This window comes from Streptomyces sp. NPDC101225 (assembly GCF_044767585.1).
Lineage (GTDB): Bacteria > Actinomycetota > Actinomycetes > Streptomycetales > Streptomycetaceae > Streptomyces.
This window is the reverse complement of the sequence record NZ_JBIWOE010000001.1, coordinates 577,266-596,325: the sequence shown is the minus strand read 5'-3', so window position 1 is coordinate 596,325 and position 19,060 is coordinate 577,266. Positions and strand designations below refer to the sequence as shown.

General features: G+C 72.6%; 17 protein-coding genes. 14 read left to right on the top strand and 3 right to left on the bottom strand.

Annotated elements, in window-relative coordinates; translation table 11 throughout:
• From ACIRPX_RS02795 to ACIRPX_RS02770, 6 genes are all read left to right on the top strand, one after another.
• A partial coding sequence (locus ACIRPX_RS02795) for an alpha-glucosidase C-terminal domain-containing protein (protein ID WP_404187476.1) occupies positions 1 to 492 on the top strand: 492 nt, incomplete at its 5' end.
• 22 nt (positions 493 to 514) lie between these two features.
• Positions 515 to 1,879, top strand: coding sequence for a maltokinase (locus tag ACIRPX_RS02790; RefSeq protein WP_404187475.1), 1,365 nt, complete (start codon positions 515 to 517; stop codon positions 1,877 to 1,879).
• 5 nt (positions 1,880 to 1,884) lie between these two features.
• The gene (gene glgB / locus ACIRPX_RS02785) at positions 1,885 to 4,095 is read left to right on the top strand and encodes a 1,4-alpha-glucan branching protein GlgB (protein ID WP_404187474.1); all 2,211 of its coding nucleotides are present in this window, start codon (positions 1,885 to 1,887) and stop codon (positions 4,093 to 4,095) included.
• Between the two features lie 61 nt (positions 4,096 to 4,156).
• On the top strand, positions 4,157 to 5,245 hold the full coding sequence (locus tag ACIRPX_RS02780; protein ID WP_404187473.1) for a glutamate--cysteine ligase: 1,089 nt from the start codon (positions 4,157 to 4,159) through the stop codon (positions 5,243 to 5,245).
• A gap of 184 nt (positions 5,246 to 5,429) precedes the next feature.
• Positions 5,430 to 7,337 (top strand): AMP-dependent synthetase/ligase, encoded by a 1,908-nt coding sequence (locus ACIRPX_RS02775; RefSeq protein ID WP_404187472.1) that lies wholly within the window; start codon positions 5,430 to 5,432, stop codon positions 7,335 to 7,337.
• 155 nt (positions 7,338 to 7,492) lie between these two features.
• Entirely contained in the window at positions 7,493 to 7,927 is a 435-nt protein-coding gene (locus ACIRPX_RS02770) for an ATP-binding protein (RefSeq protein ID WP_404187471.1), read from the top strand.
• Between the two features lie 47 nt (positions 7,928 to 7,974).
• Here the strand turns inward: ACIRPX_RS02770 and ACIRPX_RS02765 are convergent, their stop codons facing one another.
• The gene (locus ACIRPX_RS02765) at positions 7,975 to 8,430 is read right to left on the bottom strand and encodes an ATP-binding protein (protein ID WP_404187470.1); all 456 of its coding nucleotides are present in this window, start codon (positions 8,428 to 8,430) and stop codon (positions 7,975 to 7,977) included.
• 220 nt (positions 8,431 to 8,650) lie between these two features.
• Here ACIRPX_RS02765 and ACIRPX_RS02760 point away from each other — a divergent pair, with 220 nt between their 5' ends.
• The 8 genes from ACIRPX_RS02760 to ACIRPX_RS02725 all read left to right on the top strand — a co-directional run bounded on the left by ACIRPX_RS02760 (position 8,651) and on the right by ACIRPX_RS02725 (position 17,726).
• The gene (locus ACIRPX_RS02760; protein ID WP_404187469.1) at positions 8,651 to 9,022 is read left to right on the top strand and encodes an STAS domain-containing protein; all 372 of its coding nucleotides are present in this window, start codon (positions 8,651 to 8,653) and stop codon (positions 9,020 to 9,022) included.
• Positions 9,023 to 9,301: 279 nt separating this feature from the next.
• A complete protein-coding gene (locus ACIRPX_RS02755; protein ID WP_404187468.1) occupies positions 9,302 to 10,198 on the top strand; it encodes an STAS domain-containing protein in 897 nt (298 codons plus the stop codon).
• Entirely contained in the window at positions 10,195 to 10,611 is a 417-nt protein-coding gene (locus ACIRPX_RS02750; protein WP_404187467.1) for an STAS domain-containing protein, read from the top strand. Before ACIRPX_RS02755 ends, ACIRPX_RS02750 begins: the two co-directional genes overlap by 4 nt.
• Entirely contained in the window at positions 10,611 to 11,051 is a 441-nt protein-coding gene (locus ACIRPX_RS02745; protein WP_404187502.1) for an anti-sigma regulatory factor, read from the top strand. Before ACIRPX_RS02750 ends, ACIRPX_RS02745 begins: the two co-directional genes overlap by 1 nt.
• The gene (locus ACIRPX_RS02740; protein ID WP_404187466.1) at positions 11,051 to 12,100 is read left to right on the top strand and encodes a SpoIIE family protein phosphatase; all 1,050 of its coding nucleotides are present in this window, start codon (positions 11,051 to 11,053) and stop codon (positions 12,098 to 12,100) included. The genes ACIRPX_RS02745 and ACIRPX_RS02740 overlap by 1 nt, the downstream gene beginning before the upstream one ends.
• A complete protein-coding gene (locus ACIRPX_RS02735; RefSeq protein ID WP_404187465.1) occupies positions 12,097 to 13,824 on the top strand; it encodes a PP2C family protein-serine/threonine phosphatase in 1,728 nt (575 codons plus the stop codon). Before ACIRPX_RS02740 ends, ACIRPX_RS02735 begins: the two co-directional genes overlap by 4 nt.
• A 203-nt stretch (positions 13,825 to 14,027) precedes the next feature.
• A complete protein-coding gene (locus tag ACIRPX_RS02730) occupies positions 14,028 to 15,404 on the top strand; it encodes an NAD(P)/FAD-dependent oxidoreductase (protein WP_404187464.1) in 1,377 nt (458 codons plus the stop codon).
• A 78-nt stretch (positions 15,405 to 15,482) separates the two neighbouring features.
• Entirely contained in the window at positions 15,483 to 17,726 is a 2,244-nt protein-coding gene (locus tag ACIRPX_RS02725) for an FUSC family protein (RefSeq protein ID WP_404187463.1), read from the top strand.
• Positions 17,727 to 17,732: 6 nt separating this feature from the next.
• On the opposite strand, the gene ACIRPX_RS02720 is transcribed toward ACIRPX_RS02725, so the two are convergent.
• Together ACIRPX_RS02720 and ACIRPX_RS02715 are read right to left on the bottom strand one after the other, a co-directional pair.
• Positions 17,733 to 18,164 carry a hypothetical protein gene (locus tag ACIRPX_RS02720; RefSeq protein WP_404187462.1) on the bottom strand — a complete coding sequence of 144 codons (432 nt, stop codon included), beginning with the start codon at positions 18,162 to 18,164 and terminating at the stop codon, positions 17,733 to 17,735.
• A gap of 28 nt (positions 18,165 to 18,192) precedes the next feature.
• On the bottom strand, positions 18,193 to 19,029 hold the full coding sequence (locus ACIRPX_RS02715) for a DUF1206 domain-containing protein (protein ID WP_404187461.1): 837 nt from the start codon (positions 19,027 to 19,029) through the stop codon (positions 18,193 to 18,195).
• Positions 19,030 to 19,060 lie beyond the last annotated feature (31 nt).

The window sequence follows — 19,060 nt, the reverse complement described above, 5'->3', positions numbered from 1 at the left end:
GTGCGCACCCCCATGCAGTGGACCCCGGACCGCAACGCCGGCTTCTCCTCCTGCGACCCGGGCCGGCTCTTCCTGCCGACCATCATGGACCCCGTCCACGGCTACCAGGTCACCAACGTCGAGGCCTCGATGTCCTCGCCCTCCTCGCTGCTGCACTGGACCCGCCGGATGATCGAGATCCGCAAGCAGAACCCGGCCTTCGGCCTCGGCACCTACACCGAGCTCCCCTCCTCCAACCCGGCGGTCCTGGCCTATCTCCGGGAGTACGAGGACGATCTGGTGCTCTGCGTGAACAACTTCTCCCGCTTCGCCCAGCCCACCGAACTGGACCTGCGGGCCTACGACGGACGCCATCCCGTGGAGCTCATCGGCGGGGTGCGCTTTCCCGCCATCGGTGAGCTGCCGTACCTGCTGACCCTCGCCGGGCACGGCTTCTACTGGTTCCGGCTCACCCGAGCCGCATCCCGCATCGGCCGCCGGTCCTGCGCGTGAGCCGGGGAAAGGACGCGTCGCCATGACGACGAAGACCGCATCGCTCAGTCCCAGACGCAGTGTCGTCACGGGCCCCATGGCCTCGCTCGCCGGGCTGCTGCGCGCATGGCTGCCGCGCCAGCGCTGGTTCGCCGGCAAGGACCGGCCCGTCACGGACCTCGGTCTGCTGTCCTACACCGAGCTGTTCCCGGGCTGTCTGCATCTGCTGGTGCACGCCGGTCAGTCCGGGGTGCCCGTACCGAGCGGCGCCGCGCCCGTCGGAGACTGCTACCAGCTGCTGCTCGGCGTACGCAAGAACCCCTCGCCGAGGCTCGGACGCGCCCTGATCGGCCGCGCCGAAGTGGGCCCGCTCGCCGGACTGCTGGTGTACGACGCCCTGCAGGACCCCCGTTCCGCGCAACTGCTCCTGGAGCGGCTGCGGCAGCCCGGCACGGCCGGCCCCCTGCGCTTCGAGGCCCACCCGTCCGCGCGGGTGCCCGCCGGTCTGGTGCCGCGGGTGCTGGAGGCCGAGCAGTCCAACTCCTCGCTCGTGTACGGCGACGCGTTCATCCTGAAGGTCTTCCGGCGCATCCAGCCCGGCGTCAACCCCGACCTGGAGGTGCCGGAGGCGCTGGCCGCGCAGGGCTGCGGCCGGGTGCCGGCCCCCGTGGCGTGGTTCCGCACCACGCACCCGCAGGAGGCGACCCTCGGCGTGCTGCAGCCGTTCCTGCCCGGCGCCTCCGACGGCTGGGCGCTGGCGCTGCACGCGCTGGCCTCCGGAGACGACTTCACCGCGCAGGCCCGCGCGTTGGGCCGGGCCACGGCGGACGTGCACGTGGCGCTGGCCGCCGCGTTCCCCGCCGGGACCCACGACGAGAACGGGCGGACGGCGGCGGCGATGACCGAGCGGCTGGTCTCGGCGGCGCACTGCGTGCCCGCGCTGCAGCCCTATGTGGCGGGTCTGCGCTCGGCCTTCGGCGCGCTGGTCACGTGCGATCCCGGACCATCCGCCCAGCGCATCCACGGCGACCTGCACCTGGGGCAGATGCTGCGGGCCGGCCGGGACTGGTTCGTCATCGACTTCGAGGGTGAGCCGTCCCGCCCGCTCGCCGAACGGCGCAGCGCCCAGTCCCCGTTGCGGGACATCGCGGGCATGCTGCGCTCCTTCGACTACGCCGCGCGCCAGCGCCGCCCCTGGCGCCCGGAGTGGGCGCGCCGCTGCCGTGAGGCGTACTGCGCGGGCTATGCCGACCGGGCAGGCTGGGACCCGCGCAAGAAGCACGCGCTGCTGCGTGCCTACGAGACCGACCGAGCCGTGTACGAGGTCCTGTACGAAGCCCGGAACCGACCGGACTGGCTCCCCGTACCGATGGCGGCGATCGAGCGACTCGCCGTGAGAGGAGGCTGAACCCCGTGGCCCTGCGTGACACGTCACTTCCCGAGCCGTCCGGTCCGCCGAGCACCGGATGCGGGACCGCTCCCGCGCTGGACCCGGGCGACCGCGAACGCCTGCTCTCCGGCCGCCATCACGATCCGCACGCCCTGCTGGGCGCCCACCCGGTGCCGGGCGGCGTCGCGGTCCGGGCCCTGCGCCCGTACGCGCGCTCGGTGTCCGTCGTCGTCGACGGCGAGCGGCAGGAGCTGACCTCGGAGGGCGACGGCCTGTTCTCCGGTGTGCTGCCGCTCGCCGCGATCCCCGAGTACACCCTGGCCGTGCGGTACGCGGACGGCGAGCACGTGACGGCGGACCCGTACCGCTTCCTGCCCGCGCTCGGCGAACTGGACCTCCACCTGGTCCGCGAGGGCCGCCACGAGGAGTTGTGGAAGGCGCTCGGCGCACACCCGATGACCCACGGCGGCGTCACCGGCACCCGGTTCACCGTATGGGCGCCGAACGCCCAGGGTGTGCGCGTCGCCGGGGACTTCACCTGCTGGGACGGGACGGCGCTGCCGATGCGGTCGCTGGGCGCGTGCGGGGTGTGGGAGCTGTTCGTGCCCGGTATCGGCGAGGGCGCGCGCTACAAGTTCGAGATCACCTCGCGCTACGGCGGCCGCTTCCTCAAGGCCGACCCGATGGCCCGCCGCACGGAGGTGCCGCCCGCGACGGCGTCCGTCGTGACCGCCTCCGACTACGAGTGGAGCGACGCCGCGTGGATGGCGCATCGCGGGGACACCCCGGTGCACGAGGCGCCGTTCTCGGTCTACGAGGTCCATCTGCCGTCCTGGCGACCGGGGCTGACGTATCGTCAACTTGCTGAGCAGCTGCCGGAGTACGTACGGGAGCTCGGTTTCACCCATGTCGAGCTGATGCCGCTCGCCGAGCATCCCTTCGGCCCGTCCTGGGGGTACCAGGTCACCTCCTACTACGCGCCGACCTCGCGGCTCGGCTCCCCGGACGACCTCCGGCACCTGATCGACTCCCTGCACCGGGCCGGCATCGGCGTGATCATGGACTGGGTGCCCGCCCACTTCCCCAAGGACGACTGGGCGCTGGCCCGGTTCGACGGCGACCCGCTGTACGAGCCCGGGGACTCGCGGCGGGCCGAGCACCCCGACTGGGGCACCTACGAGTTCGACTTCGGGCGCGTCGAGGTGCGCAACTTCCTGGTCGCGAACGCCGTCTACTGGTGCGAGGAGTTCCACATCGACGGCCTGCGGGTGGACGCCGTCGCCTCCATGCTCTACCTCGACTACTCGCGCGACTCGGGCCAGTGGGTGCCGAACGTGCACGGCGGGCGCGAGGACCTGGACGCCGTGAAGTTCCTGCAGGAGATGAACGCCACGGTGTACCGGCGGGCACCCGGTGTGGTGACCATCGCCGAGGAGTCGACGGCGTGGGGTGGCGTGACGCGCCCCACCGACAGCGGCGGCCTGGGTTTCGGGCTGAAGTGGAACATGGGCTGGATGCACGACTCGCTCGGCTACATCGAGCACGAGCCGGTGCACCGCAAGTACCACCACAACGAGATGACGTTCTCGATGGTGTACGCGTACAGCGAGAACTACGTCCTGCCCATCTCGCACGACGAAGTGGTGCACGGCAAGCAGGCACTGGTGTCGAAGATGCCCGGCGACTGGTGGCAGCGGCGCGCCACCCACCGCGCGTACCTGGGCTTCATGTGGGCCCATCCCGGCAAGCAGCTCCTCTTCATGGGCCAGGAGTTCGCGCAGGGATCGGAATGGTCCCAGGAGCACGGACCGGACTGGTGGCTGCTCGACCCGGCCTACGGCGCCGAGGCCGACCACCGAGGGGTGCGGGACCTGGTCCGCGATCTCAACTCGGTCTACCGCGGCACGCCGGCGCTGTGGCAGCGGGACACCGACCCGGGCGGCTTCCAGTGGGTGCTGGGGGACGCCGCCGAGGACAACGTCTTCGCGTTCCTCCGCTACGACGCCGACGGCGCCCCGCTGCTGTCGGTCTCCAACCTCTCCCCCGTCGTCCGCCACGGCTACCGCCTCTGGGCGCCCGACGCCTTCCCGGCCTGGCGGGAGGTCCTCAACACGGACGCCGCCTGCTACGGCGGCGGCGACGTCGCCAACCCGGACGACATCAAGGTGGAGGAGGAGCGGATGACGCTCACCCTGCCGCCGCTCGCCACGGTCTGGCTCACCCCGTTGCGGTGACGGCCGGCGGGGTACCCGGTGACGTCGTAACGGTGTGTGATGTCACAGGAAGGCGGCCTCGGTGCGGACCGTCGGCGTGGAGGAGGAGCTCCTCCTGGTGGACCCGGGCAGCGGTGAGCCGAAGGCGCTGTCGGGTGCGGTGCTGGCCCGCGCGGCGCGGGACGACCCGGGCCAGGAGGTGTTCGAGAAGGAGCTGTACGGCCAGATGCTGGAGTTCGCCACGCACCCCCAGGGCGACATGGCGGAGTTGGGCGCGGAGATCGTCCGCTGCCGCAAGGAGGCGGCCCGGCACGCCGGGGAGATCGGATGCACCGTGGCGGCCCTGGCCAGTTCGCCGCTGCCGGTGAGCCCGTCGGTGGCAAAGGGCGACCGCTACCGGTGGATGGCACGGCAGTTCGGCCTCGCGGCCCAGGAACCGCTGGTGTGCGGCTGCCACGTCCATGTGGCCGTCGACTCCGACGAGGAGGGCGTCGCGGTCCTGGACCGCATCCGGCCCTGGTTGTCGGTCCTGGCCGCGCTCAGCGCCAACTCGCCTTACTGGCAGGGCCAGGACACCGGTTACCACAGCTACCGCAGCCGGGTGTGGCAGCGCTGGCCGTCGGCCGGCCCGACCGAGGTGTTCGGTTCGGCCGAGCGGTACCACCGGCGGGTGGCGGACATGGTCGCGAGCGGGGTGATCCTCGACGAGGGCATGGTCTACCTCGACGCCCGGCTGTCGCAGCGGTATCCCACGGTGGAGATCCGGGTGGCCGACGTGTGCCTGCACGCCTCCTCCGCCGTGCTGATCGCCACGCTCGCGCGGGCGCTCGTGGAGACCGCGGCCCGGCAGTGGCGGGCCGGGCGGGAGCCGGTGGACCACAGCGTGAGCCTGCTCCGGATGGCCGCCTGGCGGGCGGCGCGGTCCGGGCTGGCGGAGGAGCTGCTGCATCCGGCGACCATGCGCCGGCTGCCCGCCGCCACGGTGGTCGACGCGCTGCTGGAGCACGCCGGGCAGGCGCTCGCCGACAGTGACGATCTGGACCGGGCCCGGGTGGGCTGCGCCCGGCTGCTCGACGGCGGCACGGGCGCACAGATCCAGCGCGGGCTGCTGGAGCGGACCGGGAGCCTGCGCGACGTGGTCACGGCGTGCGCGCGGCACACCCGGACGTGACGCGAGAAGCCCAGCGGGCCCTTTGTTGACGACAGTTCACATTCCCCGTACATCCCGAGATCATCACGGGTGTGCAACTTCACAGGTTCTGGTCACCATCCGCACTCAGCTGGGCTAGATTCGAGCACCGTCGACAACGGAAATCGTCGACGTGGTCACCCTCCGTACAGCCCAGGAGCAGCGCATGCGCGACTTCGCCCTCGCTCCCCCGACCGTCTCGTCCCTGACCGGCGGGCTGGCCGACAGCGTCTTCGAGACGGCGGCCCAGGACCCCACGCTTCCGCTGCTCGCACGCCGTACCGACCCTTCCTCCACCACGTGGGAGGAGGTGACCGCCGTGGAGGTGCGCGACCAGGTCGTCGAGCTGGCGAAGGGCCTGATCGCCTCCGGCATCTCACCGGGTCACCGCGTGGCGATCATGGCGCGCACCCGTTACGAGTGGACGGTGCTCTCCTACGCGCTGTGGGCGGTGGGGGCCGAGATCGTCCCGATCTACCCGACGTCCTCGCGCGACCAGGTGGAGTGGATCCTCAAGGACTCCGGCTGCGTGGCCGTGGTGGTGGAGGACGAACAGGCCGTGATGACGGTCGGCTCCGTGTGCGGAGGGCTGCCGCAGCTGCGCCACGTCTGGCAGCTGGACGCGGGGGCGCTGGAGGACCTGGTGGAGCGCGGCGCGTTCGTCCCGTTCACCACGGTCGACTCCATGCGCCGCATCGTGCTGCCGGACTCGACCGCCGCGGTCACCTACACCTCGGGCACCACCGGCCATCCCCTCGGCTGCGCGCTCAGCCACCGCAACCTGGCGAGCCCGTGCGACACCCTGCTCGCGGGCTGGGGCCACACGGTGATCCCGCCGGGCGAGCAGCAGGGGACGGTCCTCGCCTTCCTGCCGTTCTCGCACGTCTACGGCCTTCTCGTCCAGGGTCTGTGCATCCGCGGCGGCATGTTGATGGGTCATGAACCCGACCTGAGCGAGGAGGCGCTGGCGGCCGCGCTGAAGACCTTCCGGCCCACCTACATCTGCGCCGTGCCCTCGCTCTTCGAGCGGATCTACAAGAACTTCCTGCGCACCGCCCAGGAGACCGGCCGGGGCGCGCTGTTCGAGCGGGCGGCGGACACGGCGCGGGACTACGCCGCGGCCCTCGAACGCCACCGGCTCGGTGGCGGCTCGGGCCCCGGCTTCGACCTGCGGCTGCAGCACGCCCTGTTCGAGCGGACGGTGTACCGCAAGCTGCGCGCCGCGCTCGGCGGCCGGGTGTGCCGCGCCTCGTCCGGCGGCTCGACCCTCAGCCGCGAACTGTCCCTGTTCTTCGAGGGAATCGGGATCTACGTCAACGACGGCTACGGGCTCACCGAGACCGGGGGCGGTGTCACGGCCCAGCCGCTGGGCCGTGAGATGTCGGGCACGGTGGGCCAGGCCCTGCCGGGCACGGACCTCATGGTGGCCGACGACGGGGAGATCCTGGTGCGCGGGCCGTCGGTCTTCCAGGGCTACGTCAACGACGAGCCGGCGACGCGCGCGGCGCTGCGCGGCGGCTGGCTGGCCACCGGGGACCTGGGGCGGCTGGACGCCGAGGGCTATCTGACGATCACCGGCCGCAAGAAGGACATCATCGTCACCAGCGGGGGCAAGAGCGTCGCCCCGGCCGCGCTGGAGCAGCGGCTGAGGATGCATCCCCTGGTCCACCAGGCGGTCGTCGTGGGCGACGACCGCCCCTGCGTGGGCGCGCTGATCACGCTGGACCCGCAGTTCCTGGCGTACTGGCGCGGTTCGCTGGCCCTGCAGAGCGACACCCCGAGCCGGGAGGCGCGCGAGGAGAACGCGCTGCGGGAGGAGATCGGGCGCGCCGTGGCCGCCGCCAACAGCGCGGTCTCGCGCTCGGAGTCGATCCGGGTCTTCCGGGTGCTCCCCTCGCAGTTCGACATGGCGAGCGGGCTGATGACGCCGTCGATGAAGCTGCGCCGGGACGAGATCGTGCGCCACTACGCCTTCGAGATCGACGCGATGTACCAGGCCCGTACGCAGCCTTCGCGGCAGAGCGTGCCGGACGAGTTGTCGGCCTGGGACGAGTCGGACGACGTGTTCCGGTGAGCGCGTGTCCGCGTGATCGTCCGTGACGTTCCGTGCCGGATACAGCGATGGTGCGCCAAGGGATGCGTAGCCTTCTGCGAGTTGGGAACGTGGACACTCCCGGAACGTACGTGCTCACGACGACAGGGGTGTAGACACGGGGTGGGAAAGGTGAGATGCCGACCGAGCCGCGCTGGAACATGACACTCAGTCCAGGGGAGATCCCGGAGAGGGTAACTCGCTTCCCCGGCGAGCTGAACGATGTCACGGACGCACGCCTCGACGCGGAGCGTTATCTCGACGACCTCTCGGAGGTGACGCCTCCGGCGACGCCGGAGCACTGGGACGACATACTGCTGGTGGTGACGGAACTGGCCGCGAACGCGATCCAGTACGCGCCGGGCCCCTTCGAACTCAGGATGCGCAGGACCTTCGACGGCATCCATGTGGTCATGCACGACACGAGCCCGGTTCCGCCGGCGCCACGTCCCTTCCATCCCGACGGCGGGGGCGGCGGGGTCGGCTGGCACCTGCTCCACGCGCTGTGCGAGCAGATCAGCGTCGCCACGAACGAGAACGGGAAGGACATTCACGTCTTCCTCCCGTGGTGACACGTCGTCCCGGCCCGTGAGGCCCCTGCCCGGGAGACCCGGGCGTCTCAGGCCGGCTGCCCGGCCTCCGGCGCGGAACTCCGGTCGTCGGGACGCAGCGGGACCAGCATGCTGATCGTCTTGCCGCCCGCCGGGCGCCGCTCGATCGAGATCTCCCGGGCCAGCCGGATGATCAGCGGCCAGCCGTACCCGTTGCCCTCGTGCACCACCGGCAGGGCCCCGGATCCGTACGCCGTCTCCGGCACCAGATCGCTGTTGTCCCGGACGGAGATCCGCAGACCGTCGTGGGCCGGGGCGACCTCGAACCCCGCGAGTCCCTCGCCGTGCCGGATCGCGTTGGTGACGAGTTCGGACACGACGAGGAGCAGGTCGATCAGATCCTGCTCGCGGGCCGTGCCGTACGCCGCCTCCCACTGCTCCCGTACCACCGACCGCGCGTGGGCGCGTGCCGCCGCCGCGGTCGTCACCTGGACCGTGGCCCGAGTCGCGCCGGGCCGGCTCACCACTCCTCCACCTCAAACAGCCTTCCATGCCTCGGTCGAACGGTCCCGCCCCCACACAGTGAGATCGGCTCCCTGTCCCACACCAGCAGTTACCCGATTCGCACGATCACATTCGGTACGTCTTCGGCACGGGAGGCCTCGCGGGTGACAGGGTGCATGCCGAGCGCGATCAGGGGTAACCGCGCAGGGCCGTCGTAGCACCGATGTCTTGGAGGAAGCCGTGTCCGTTGCCCACACCCCCCTGTCCGTCGAGGTCAGCCTGCCCGCCCAGGACGTCGCCGTGCTCACCGCCGAGGGCTACCTGGACGTCGACACCGCGACGGAGCTCCAGCACCATCTGGCCAACCAGCTGCACCATGGCCGACGGCACTTCCTGCTGGATCTGTCGAAGGTGCCGTTCATGGACTCCTCGGGCATGAGCATCATCCTGCGCGCCTACCAGGAGGCCCGCGATCTGCCGGGCAGCGTCCATATCATCGCGCCCGCTCCCCCCGTGCGCCGGATTCTCGACCTCACGGGCGTCAGCATCACCGTGCCGGTGTCCGAGAGCGTGGAGGAGGCGATGGCCCGCATCATCCAGGAACAGGGGTGACAACGGTCACCGCCCGGCCGCCCCGGTCCCCCGGTCCGGGCCCCCGCGAGCCCGCTCCCACCGCGTCCGGTGGCCCCCGGGCTGCGGGCCCGTGAGCCCGCGGCCGCGCAGCCGGGGCAAGGGGGCGCGGCCGGCGGGAAGGATCACTGGGCCGAACGAGGTCCCGGACCACCCCGGACCATGGTTAAGGTTGTCGTCCGGCAAGGGCTTCGCCCCCGCATCCGACCTGCGGAGGGACGGCCCGACGCGACAGGGACGACTCGGACGAGGAGTGAACAGGTGCCGGAGCACGAAGCTGGAACGAACGGATCGCCCACGGCAGAGGTCGGGGAGTTTCTCCGCCGTCGCCGCGAGCAGATCGCCCAGCGGTGGGCCGACGAGTCCCTGTTCCGCACCGTGTTCACCGTGTCCAGGGACGAGGCGGCCGAGGCGGCCCGGCACGTCCTCGACGCGCTGGCCGCCGTCGCGGACACCGAGCGGGTGCACGACACGGACGCCGCCGGATTCCTCGTGGTGCGCGAGCAGTTGTCCCGGATGGGCGCCTCGCGCTCCCGGGCCGGTTTCACCACCGCGCAGGTCTCGACCGAGGTGGACGCGCTGCGCCCGCCCGCGGTGAACCTGCTGCTCGCCGATCTCGCGGACGCACCCGCCGACCACGCGCGGGAGAGCGTGATGGCACTCACCATCCTGCTGGGGACGCTGCGCCTGGTCGTCCTGGACACGGCGCTGGCGGAGGGCCAGGCCCTGATCGAACGGCAGCAGCTCCAGCTGCTCGAAGTGGCCACCCCCGTCATCAAGCTGTGGGACGGCATCGTGGCCGTGCCCCTGATCGGAACCCTCGACAGCGCGCGCAGCCAGGTCGTGATGGAGAGCCTGCTGGAGGCGATCGTCGAGCAGCGCGCGCGCTTCGCGATCCTGGACATCACCGGGGTGCCGACGGTCGACTCGCTCGTGGCGCAGCACCTGATGAAGACCGTGGCGGCGGCCCGGCTGATGGGCGCCGAGTGCGTGGTCTCCGGCATCCGCCCCGCGATCGCCCAGACGATCGTGCACCTCGGCCTGGACCTCGGCACCGTGATCACCCGCGCCAGCCTGGCCGACGCCCTGCGGTACGCCCTGCACGAGCTGGGCTCGGGGATCGTCAGCTCGGCGGCGGACGGCGCGGGTTCCCGGTGAGCGACCTCGGCCCGTACGTCTCCGCCCACGTCCCGGTGCTCCGGCTGGGCGACGTCCTGCTGGTCACCCTGCAGGGAGACCTGTACGACAGCACCGCGCAGCAGCTCCAGCAGGACATCGCCGACACCATCACGAGCAGCGGGGTGACCGGGGTGGTCATCGACATCTCCGGCATGGAGATCGTCGACTCCTTCCTCGGGCGCGTCCTGGCGGAGATCGCGGCGCAGTCCGCGCTGCTGGCCGCCCGGACCGTGGTGGCCGGGATGCGCCCGGCGGTCGCGATCACGCTGGTGGAACTGGGACTGACGCTGCCCGGACTGCACACCGCGCTGAACACGGAAGCGGCCATGGAGCTGCTCGCCCGCACGGCGCCGGGGTCCCGTCCCGGCCCGCAGTCCGCGGGGCCTCGATGATGCCGACCTCCGCAGGCGTGGATGCCTGCCTGCCGATCCGGTCCGACATGGATCTGGTGTGGGTCCGGCAGCACGTACGCCAGGCCGCCGCCCTGCTCGGTTTCGGTCTGGTGGAACAGACGAAGGTGGTGACCGCCGCCAGCGAGCTGGCCCGCAACACCCTGGTGCACGGCGGGGGCGGCCGGATGGAGTCGTCCCGCGAGACACGCGGCCGGGCGGTCGGCCTCAAGCTGACCTTCTCCGACCACGGCCCCGGCATCCCGGACCTCGAACGCGCCCTGAGCGACGGCTACACGTCCAGCGACGGTCTGGGCATGGGGCTCGGCGGAGCCAAGCGCCTGGTGCACGAGTTCTCCGTGCGGAGCGCCCCGGGCGAGGGCACCGCGGTGACGGTGATCTCCTGGCCGACCGCCCCGCCGCGGCCGCGCGGGGGGACCTGATGCCTCGTGTGTGGGACGTGCCGGTGCACGACTCGACCCGGGTGCGCGACGCCCGGGTCGCCGCGGAGGCCGCGGCGACCCTGGCCGGGCTCGACTCCGCGCGCACGGCGGCCGCCTCGCTCGTGGCCACCGAGCTGGCCACCAACCTGCTCAAGCACACCCGGGGCGGACAGCTCCTGGTCGAGATCGTGCCCGCGCCCGCTCCGGCCGACCGCGCCTCACCGGTGTCGTTCGTCCAGATCGCGGCGATCGACCACGGCCCCGGCATCGCCGACGTGCCGGCCGCCCTGAGCGACGGCTTCTCCACGGCCAGCTCCCTCGGCGCGGGCCTCGGCACCTGCCGGCGGGTGGCGGACGACTTCGCGCTGCACAGCGTGCCCGGACGGGGCACGGTGGCCCTGGCCCGGGTCGGTGCGCGCCCGCGGGCCGCCGCACCGGCCGGACTGCGGGCCGGCGGGGTCAACGTCCCCTTCGGCGGCGCGGAGACCTCGGGCGACGCCTGGGCATGGGTCCGCTCGGGCGAGCGCACGACCCTGATGCTGGCCGACGGACTGGGGCACGGACCGGAGGCGGCCCGCGCCTCGACCGCCGCGGTGGACGCGCTGCACGCCTCGGCCCATCTGACCCCCGCCGAATGTCTACGGCACCTGGACACCGCGCTGCGGGGCACTCGCGGGGCGGCCGTCGCCGTGGCCCAGGTCGACAGCGGCGCGCAGCTCCTCCGCTTCGCCGGCATCGGCAACATAGGGGCCCGGCTGCAGGAAGGGGACCGCTGGCGCGCCCTCCTGTGCCGCCCGGGCATCGTCGGCGTCCACCGGCCCGGAACGCTGCGCGAGGACCGGATGCCCTGGGCGGCCGGCCACCTGCTGATCATGCACAGCGACGGTCTGCCCAGCCGCTGGACGCCACCGGCCGATCCTGGTGTGCTGTGCGCCGACCCGGCCGTCGTCGCCGCGGTGACCCTGCGCGACGCGGGAAGCGCCGCGCGACCGGTCCGGGACGACACCGCCGTGGCCGTACTGGCCCCGACACCACGGGACCGCCGATGAAGCGCACCTGGGAGATCGCGACCGTCACCGATGCCGCCCGGGCCCGTATCGCGACCGCCCGGCTGGCCGCCGCACACGGTGTCGCGGCCCTGGACCGCACCCGTCTGACCACCTCGCTCAGCACCCAGCTGCGCCAGTGCCTGACCAAGGGCGGCGCGTGGCGGCTCACGCTGGACGTCGTCACCGGCGAGGCGGCGCCGGGGACCCTGCATCTGTCGCTGACCGCCTGCGACCCCGCGGAGTCCGCCGCGCACCCGCCGTGGCGGGCCTGTGTCGCCTGCCCCGAGCCGTCGGCCGTGGCGGACGGCGCGGCACCACCGGAGGCCGCGGCGGAGCTGGCGGAGTCCCTGCTCGGTGCCGACGAGGACACGGCACTGGTGCTGGAGAAGCTGACCGACCAGGAGGAACTGGTCGCCTTCCACCGCGAGGAGCTGCACCAGACCAACCAGGGCGTGGTCGCCCTGCACGCGGAGCTGGACGCGGCCGGGCGCGCCCAGCGGGAGGCCTTCGCCGCCGAGCGCAAGGCCCGCACCGAGGCGGAGAGCGCCCGCCGCCGGCTGACGTTCCTGGCGAACGCGAGCGCGGTGCTGACCTCCTCGCTCAACCACGACGAGATCGTGCGCCGGCTGCCCGAGCTGCTCGTGCCCGAGTACGCCCGCAGCGTCGACGTCTGGCTGTTCGACGGCGACGCCGAGCAGGGCCCGCCGTCGCCGCACCCGGCCGCCGCGGTCGTCGCCGCCCGCACCGGCCGCCCCCAGTACGCCGCGCGCCGCCCCGGCGGGCTGCCCGGCGTGGACGACCAGCCGCCGTCGGCGCTGGATCCCGAACTGCCCCTGCTGTGCATCCCGCTGCCGACGCGCCGGGCCCCGCTGGGAGTGCTCACGCTGGCGCCGCCCGCCGGTGACAGCTGGGACTCCGACGACGCCGTCATGCTGATCGAGATCGCCCGGCGGGCCAGTATCGCCATAGACAACGCGCGCCGCTTCGAGCACAACCGCGACATCGCCGAGACCCTGCAGCGCGCCCTGCTCACGGACCTGCCGACGACGCCGGGCCTGCGGCTCGCGGCCCGGTATCTGCCCGCCACCCACGGCCTGAACATCGGCGGCGACTGGTACGACGCCTTCCGGCAGCCCGACGGCGGCCTGATCGCGGTCATCGGCGACGTCACCGGCCACGGACTGCACGCGGCCGTGATGATGAGTCAACTGCGCACCGCACTGCGCGCGTACGCCGTGGACGGCGGCAGCCCCGGCACCCTGCTGACCCGGCTGCACACCTTCCTGCACCATCTGCAGCCGGATCTCTACGCCACCGCGGTCATCGCCCGCTTCCACCCGGACGAGCCCACCATGACCTGGGCCGCCGCCGGCCACCCGCCGCCCGTGCTGCGCACCCCCGACGGGCAGGTGCACACGCTGGACGCGAAGCCCAGCGCCATGCTGGGCATCCCGCTCAGCCAGCAGATCCACGACCACACGATGGAGATGCCGCCCGGTTCGACGCTGGCGCTCTACACGGACGGTCTGGTCGAGCGGCGCGCCCTCGGCATAGACCCGGGCATCGAACGCCTCGCGCGGGCGCTCGGGTCCCTCGGGCCGCAGCGGCTGGAGGCGGACCTGGACGGTTCGGCGGACCGGATCCTCGGCCCGATGCTCAGCGACTCCGAGCGCGACGACGACGTCTGCCTGCTGCTGTGCCACATCGCGGCGGACCGCGCGTAGTTCCCCGGCCTCGATCGCATACTTTCCCCTCTCCCGGTGCGTTCGGGTACCCGGGCGGGCATGGTGGTGCTCAACGCGTTCGTCTGCCTGCCGCACCCAGCTGGCGGAACGGCTGGAGTCACGGTGGGATCGATGTGGTGCACACAGCGATCCAGGGCATGCGAGAGGCGTTGGACGGACACCGCCTGGAGCCGCAGAGAGGGATGGACACCGTGACACGACCCAGGATCCTGGTGGTAGGCGCGGGCTTCGCCGGCGTGGAGTGCGTACGCAGGCTGGAGCGGAAACTCGCGCCCGACGAGGCCGACGTCACCCTGGTGACGCCTTTCTCCTACCAGCTCTACCTGCCGCTGCTGCCACAGGTGGCCTCCGGCGTGCTGACCCCCCAGTCGGTCGCCGTGTCGCTGCGCCGCAGCAAGAGGTACCGCACCCGGATCATTCCGGGCGGGGCCATCGGCGTCGACCTGAAGTCCAAGGTCTGCGTGATCCGCACGATCACCGACCAGATCGTCAACGAGCGCTACGACTACATCGTGCTGGCGCCCGGCAGCATCACCCGTACCTTCGACATCCCGGGGCTGACCGAGCACGCGTACGGGATGAAGACCCTTGCCGAGGCCGCCTACATCCGCGACCACGTCATCTCCCAGCTCGATCTGGCCGACGCCAGCGACGACCCGGCGGAGCGCGCCTCGCGCCTGCAGTTCGTGGTGGTGGGCGCGGGGTACGCCGGCACCGAGACCGCCGCGTGCCTGCAGCGGCTGACGTACGGCGCGGTCAAGCGCTATCCGCGTATCGACCCGGGGCTGATCAAGTGGCACCTGATCGACATCGCGCCGAAGCTGATGCCCGAGCTGGGCGACAAACTCGGCCGCAGCGCGCAGGAGATCCTGCGCCGGCGCGGCATCGAGGTCTCGCTCGGCGTCTCCATCGCGAAGGCGGGCCCGGAGGAGGTCACCTTCACCGACGGCCGCGTGGTGCCCACCCGCACCCTGATCTGGACCGCCGGCGTCGTCGCCAGCCCGCTCATCGCCACGCTCGGCGCGGAGACCGTGCGCGGCAGGCTCGCGGTGAACGCCGAGATGACCCTGCCGGGGCACGACGGCGTCTTCGCGCTCGGCGACGCCGCGGCCGTGCCCGACGAGGCCAAGGACGTCGAAGGCGCCATCTGCCCGCCCACCGCGCAGCACGCGATGCGCCAGGGCACGCACGTCGCCGACAACGTCGTGGCGACGCTGCGGAACAAGCCGCTGACACCGTACGAGCACCAGGACCTCGGGCTCGTGGTCGACCTCGGCGGCACGGACGCCGTCTCCAAGCCGCTCGGCATCGAACTGCACGGCCTGCCCGCCCAGTTCGCGGCCCGCGGCTATCACTGGTGGGCGCTGCGCACCAACGTCGCCAAGGTCCGCGTGGCGACGAACTGGACGCTCAACGCGATCGCCGGCGACGACTTCGTGCGCACCGGATTCCAGGCCCGCAAGCCCGCCCGCCTGAAGGACTTCGAGTTCACCGACGCCTACATGACGCCGGAGCAGGTGCGGGCCCATGTCGAGGGGGCGGACGGCAAGGATGCCTGAGCCGGTGCGCACGCTCCGGGCGCGTCATGCGATCCTGAGAGCCTGATCATGGCGTGAAGCGGGAGTGAGTACGACAGCGTGAGGGCAGCGGGCGGGTCGGTCAGGGAACGGCTGAGCGATCTCGTCGCGGCGTCCGATCCCGGGTTGCTGCGGCTGGCCGCGGGCCTGCGGACCGTGAGTTCCATCGCCCTCACGCTGCTCGTGCTCTCCCTGTTCGGCGCGGAGGTGCGGCAGCTGGTGGCCGGTGCCATCACGGCCATGGTCTCCACCTTCGCCATCCGCGAGAAGCAGCGCGCCCGGCAGGCGGCCACGCTGGCGCTGGGCCTTCCGGTCGCGCTGGCCTCGGTGTCGCTGGCCGCGGTCCTGCACTCCCGTGTGGTGGGCGGCGACCTGTTCTTCGTCGTCCTGATCTTCTGCGCCGTCTACATCCGACGCTTCGGCGACCGGGGCACCGCGCTCGGGCTGATCGGCTTCCAGGTCTACTTCATGGCCCTGTTCGTCGGCGCCGACGTCTCGACGCTGCCAAGGCTGTGGGGGGTGGTCGCGGCCGCCTTCGCCGCCAGCGCCGTGGTGCGTTTCGGGCTTGTGCGCGAGACGCCCGCGGGCGTCCTGGAGCGGCTGCGCGAAGCCTTCCGCGCACGGCTGGCGCGGCTGGTGACGGCGCAGCTCGCCCTGCTCGACGCGGGGCCGGACGAGATCGACAAGACGCTCCAGGACGTACGGGACGGAACGGCGCGCCTGCACGAGACGGCCATGATGATCCAGGGCCGGCTGGAGGAGGGGACCGCCGACGAGGCCACGGCGCGGCTGGTGCAGCGCCGCGTCGCGGACGCCGAGATCGCCGCCGAGCGCCTCGGGCTGCTGCTGCTGAACGCCCGCAGCTCCGAGCGCGCGGACACGCTGACCCTGCACCTGCCGGGCGCGCCGGTGCCGGCGGTCGGCCTGCTGCCCGCCCGGGACGAGGCGATCGTCACGTTGCGCCGCGATCTGGAGGCGCTGCGCCTGCTGGTGCTGCGGCCCGTCTCCTCGGGTACCGGGACCGGGCTGGCCCAGGTGCGCAACCGTCTGCTCGGCTACCGGGACGAGGAGAACCTGCCCGCGGCCTCGCCCGCCGTCCAGGACGTCTTCCGCGGCATCGGCGAGGCGGCCCGTGCGGTGCTGGGGCTGCGGATCGCGCTCGGTGCGGCGCCGGACGACACGGACGACAGCCCGTCGACGGCGCGCTCGCGCGAGGAGCTGGACGCCGAGGACGCGGCGATCGACGCGGGCGGGGAGGACGCCGCGGCGCCTGCGACGGGGCTGGAGCGGCCCACCACGCGCGCCGCCGTGCAGGTCGCGGTGGGGTCCTCGCTGGCCATCGTCGGTGGGGAGCTCCTCTCCAGCCAGCGCTGGTACTGGGCGGTGCTGACCTGCTGGATCGTCTTCATCAACACCGCCTCCACCGGCGAGATCCTGGTCAAGGGCTACCGGCGGCTGCTGGGCACCGTGCTCGGCGTGGTGGCCGGTCTGCTGCTCGCGGGCCTGGTCGGGCATCACACCTGGACGGCGTTCGCGCTGGTGCTGCTGTGCGTGTTCGCGATGTTCTACACGGCCCCGCTGTCGTACACGCTGATGTCGTTCTTCGTCACCGCCGCGCTGGGTGTGCTGTACACCCTGCTGCACACCTACAGCCTCTCGGTGCTGGTGCTGCGCGTGGAGGAGACGGCGCTCGGGGCGGCCTGCGGGATCATCGCGGCGGCGTTCGTGCTGCCGGTGCAGACGGACAGCCGTACGAACGAGCTCCTGGTCACCGTGCTGGACCGGCTCTCCGACGTCACCGGGGCGGCCGTCGAGCAGCTCAGCGGCGGCGCTCCGGCCGACCTGCTCGACCAGGCGCGCGATCTCGACCAGGCGCTCGCCGACCTGCGGGCCGCCACGCAGCCGCTGACCCACCCCGTCACCCCGATGCGGACGCGGCGCGACACCGCGCGCTACGTCGTCGCCCTCCTGGAGACCTGCGCGTACCACGCGCGCTCGCTGGCCGCGATGGCCGAACTGCTGCCCACGCATCCCTCGATCGCCGCCGATCCGCGGCTGCGGCGGGCCGGGCAGCGCATCCTGAGCAACATCGGGACGATCGCGGCGCGGGTCGCGGACGAGCGGGCCGCCGTGGAGGTGCAGACGGGGGCGAGCATCGCCGCGCTGCTGGAGACCGACCTGCCGGGCACCTCGCGCTACGGCCGCATCACCGACCGGGTGCTCAGGCATCTGCAGCGGCTGGACGAGGCGGTGGTGGGCCTCGCCCGGCCGCTGAAGGTTCCGGTGGCGCAGCCGAAGCGGTGAGCGCGCTCAGAAGTCGGTGGGCAGACCGCTCGCCTCGGCGATGCCCCGCAGTTCCTCGTCCTGGCGATGTCGTTCCCGGATGTAGTCGGCGATCTCGCCCAGGCGCTCCGGGTCGGAGGCGGTGTCCGCGTCGGTGATCACTCTGACCGGTCCAGTCCCCCCGAGGTCGATCTCCACGACCTCGTTGTCGAGGCGGCCGGTGACGGCGGCGGCGATGACCAGCGCGGCCTCGTCGCGCACCTCCTGGGACAGGCCCTCCTCGTTCTCCCCGTCCAGGGCGAAGTCGACGGCGGGCAGACGGTGTTCCTCCAGCGCGCGCAGGACCGGTTCGACCACGTCGAGCAGTTGCCTGTAGTCCTCCGTGTCCATCCGGGCGCGCAGCAGACCGAGGTAGAGGTCGACGGGACGGTGCTCCGGCGGAAACTCGGATTCGCTCATCCGGACCGTGTTCCCCGTCCGGCACGGATCAGACGCGACACCACCGGGACAACGCGATCGAGAACAGCCCGTAGAGCACGAGTCCGGCCGCGACGCAGACCAGCAGGGAGGGGCCGAGCGGGGTGTGGGCGAAGGAGCGCAGGGTGTCGTCCATGCCCTTGGCCCGGTCGGGCCGGTAGTCGATCGCGGCGCGCACGGCGAACGCGCCGGCCGCGGTGAACACCAGGCAGCGCGCCACGCCGCCGCCGACGCCGGTGATGTCCACCAGACGCCGCTGCCACGGCGACATCTCGCCCAGCTTGAGGTCTTTGTGGTATTTGCGCCGTACGGCCCGGACGACGTTCCACACGCCCGCCACGACGACGCCGGCGCCGGCCGCGGCGACGAGCCACTGCCCGGCGGGCAGGTCCAGGGCCCGCGCGGTGACGTCGCGGGACTGCCGGTCGCTCGATCCGCCGCCGCCGTGCGGGCCGACCGCGAAGCTCAGCACGGAGTAGGCGGAGCCCGCGTAGAAGACGCAGCCGAACGCCGCGAGCAGCCGCTTGTGCGCCTTGCGGCCGTCCGCTCCGGCCGAGCCGAAGGCCGCCACCGACAGGCGCCAGACCGCCATCCCGGCCAGGCCCGCTCCGATGGCCCACAGCAGGACGACGCCGAGGGGCTGACCCGCGAGGGTGTCGAGGGCGCCGCCGCGGTCGGCCTGGCGCCCGGTGTCGCCGAAGGCGACCTGCAGGGCGAGTGCGCCGACCAGCAGGTAGATCGCGCCCCGGGCGGCGAGGCCGGCCCGGCCGGCGCCCTCGGTCACCGAACCCCGCGCCGCACGCTCGGCTCCGAGCCGGCCCGAGCGTGCCATGGCGTTCGCGTTCATCAGCACCTCCCCAAGGCCGTACGGCCCGGTT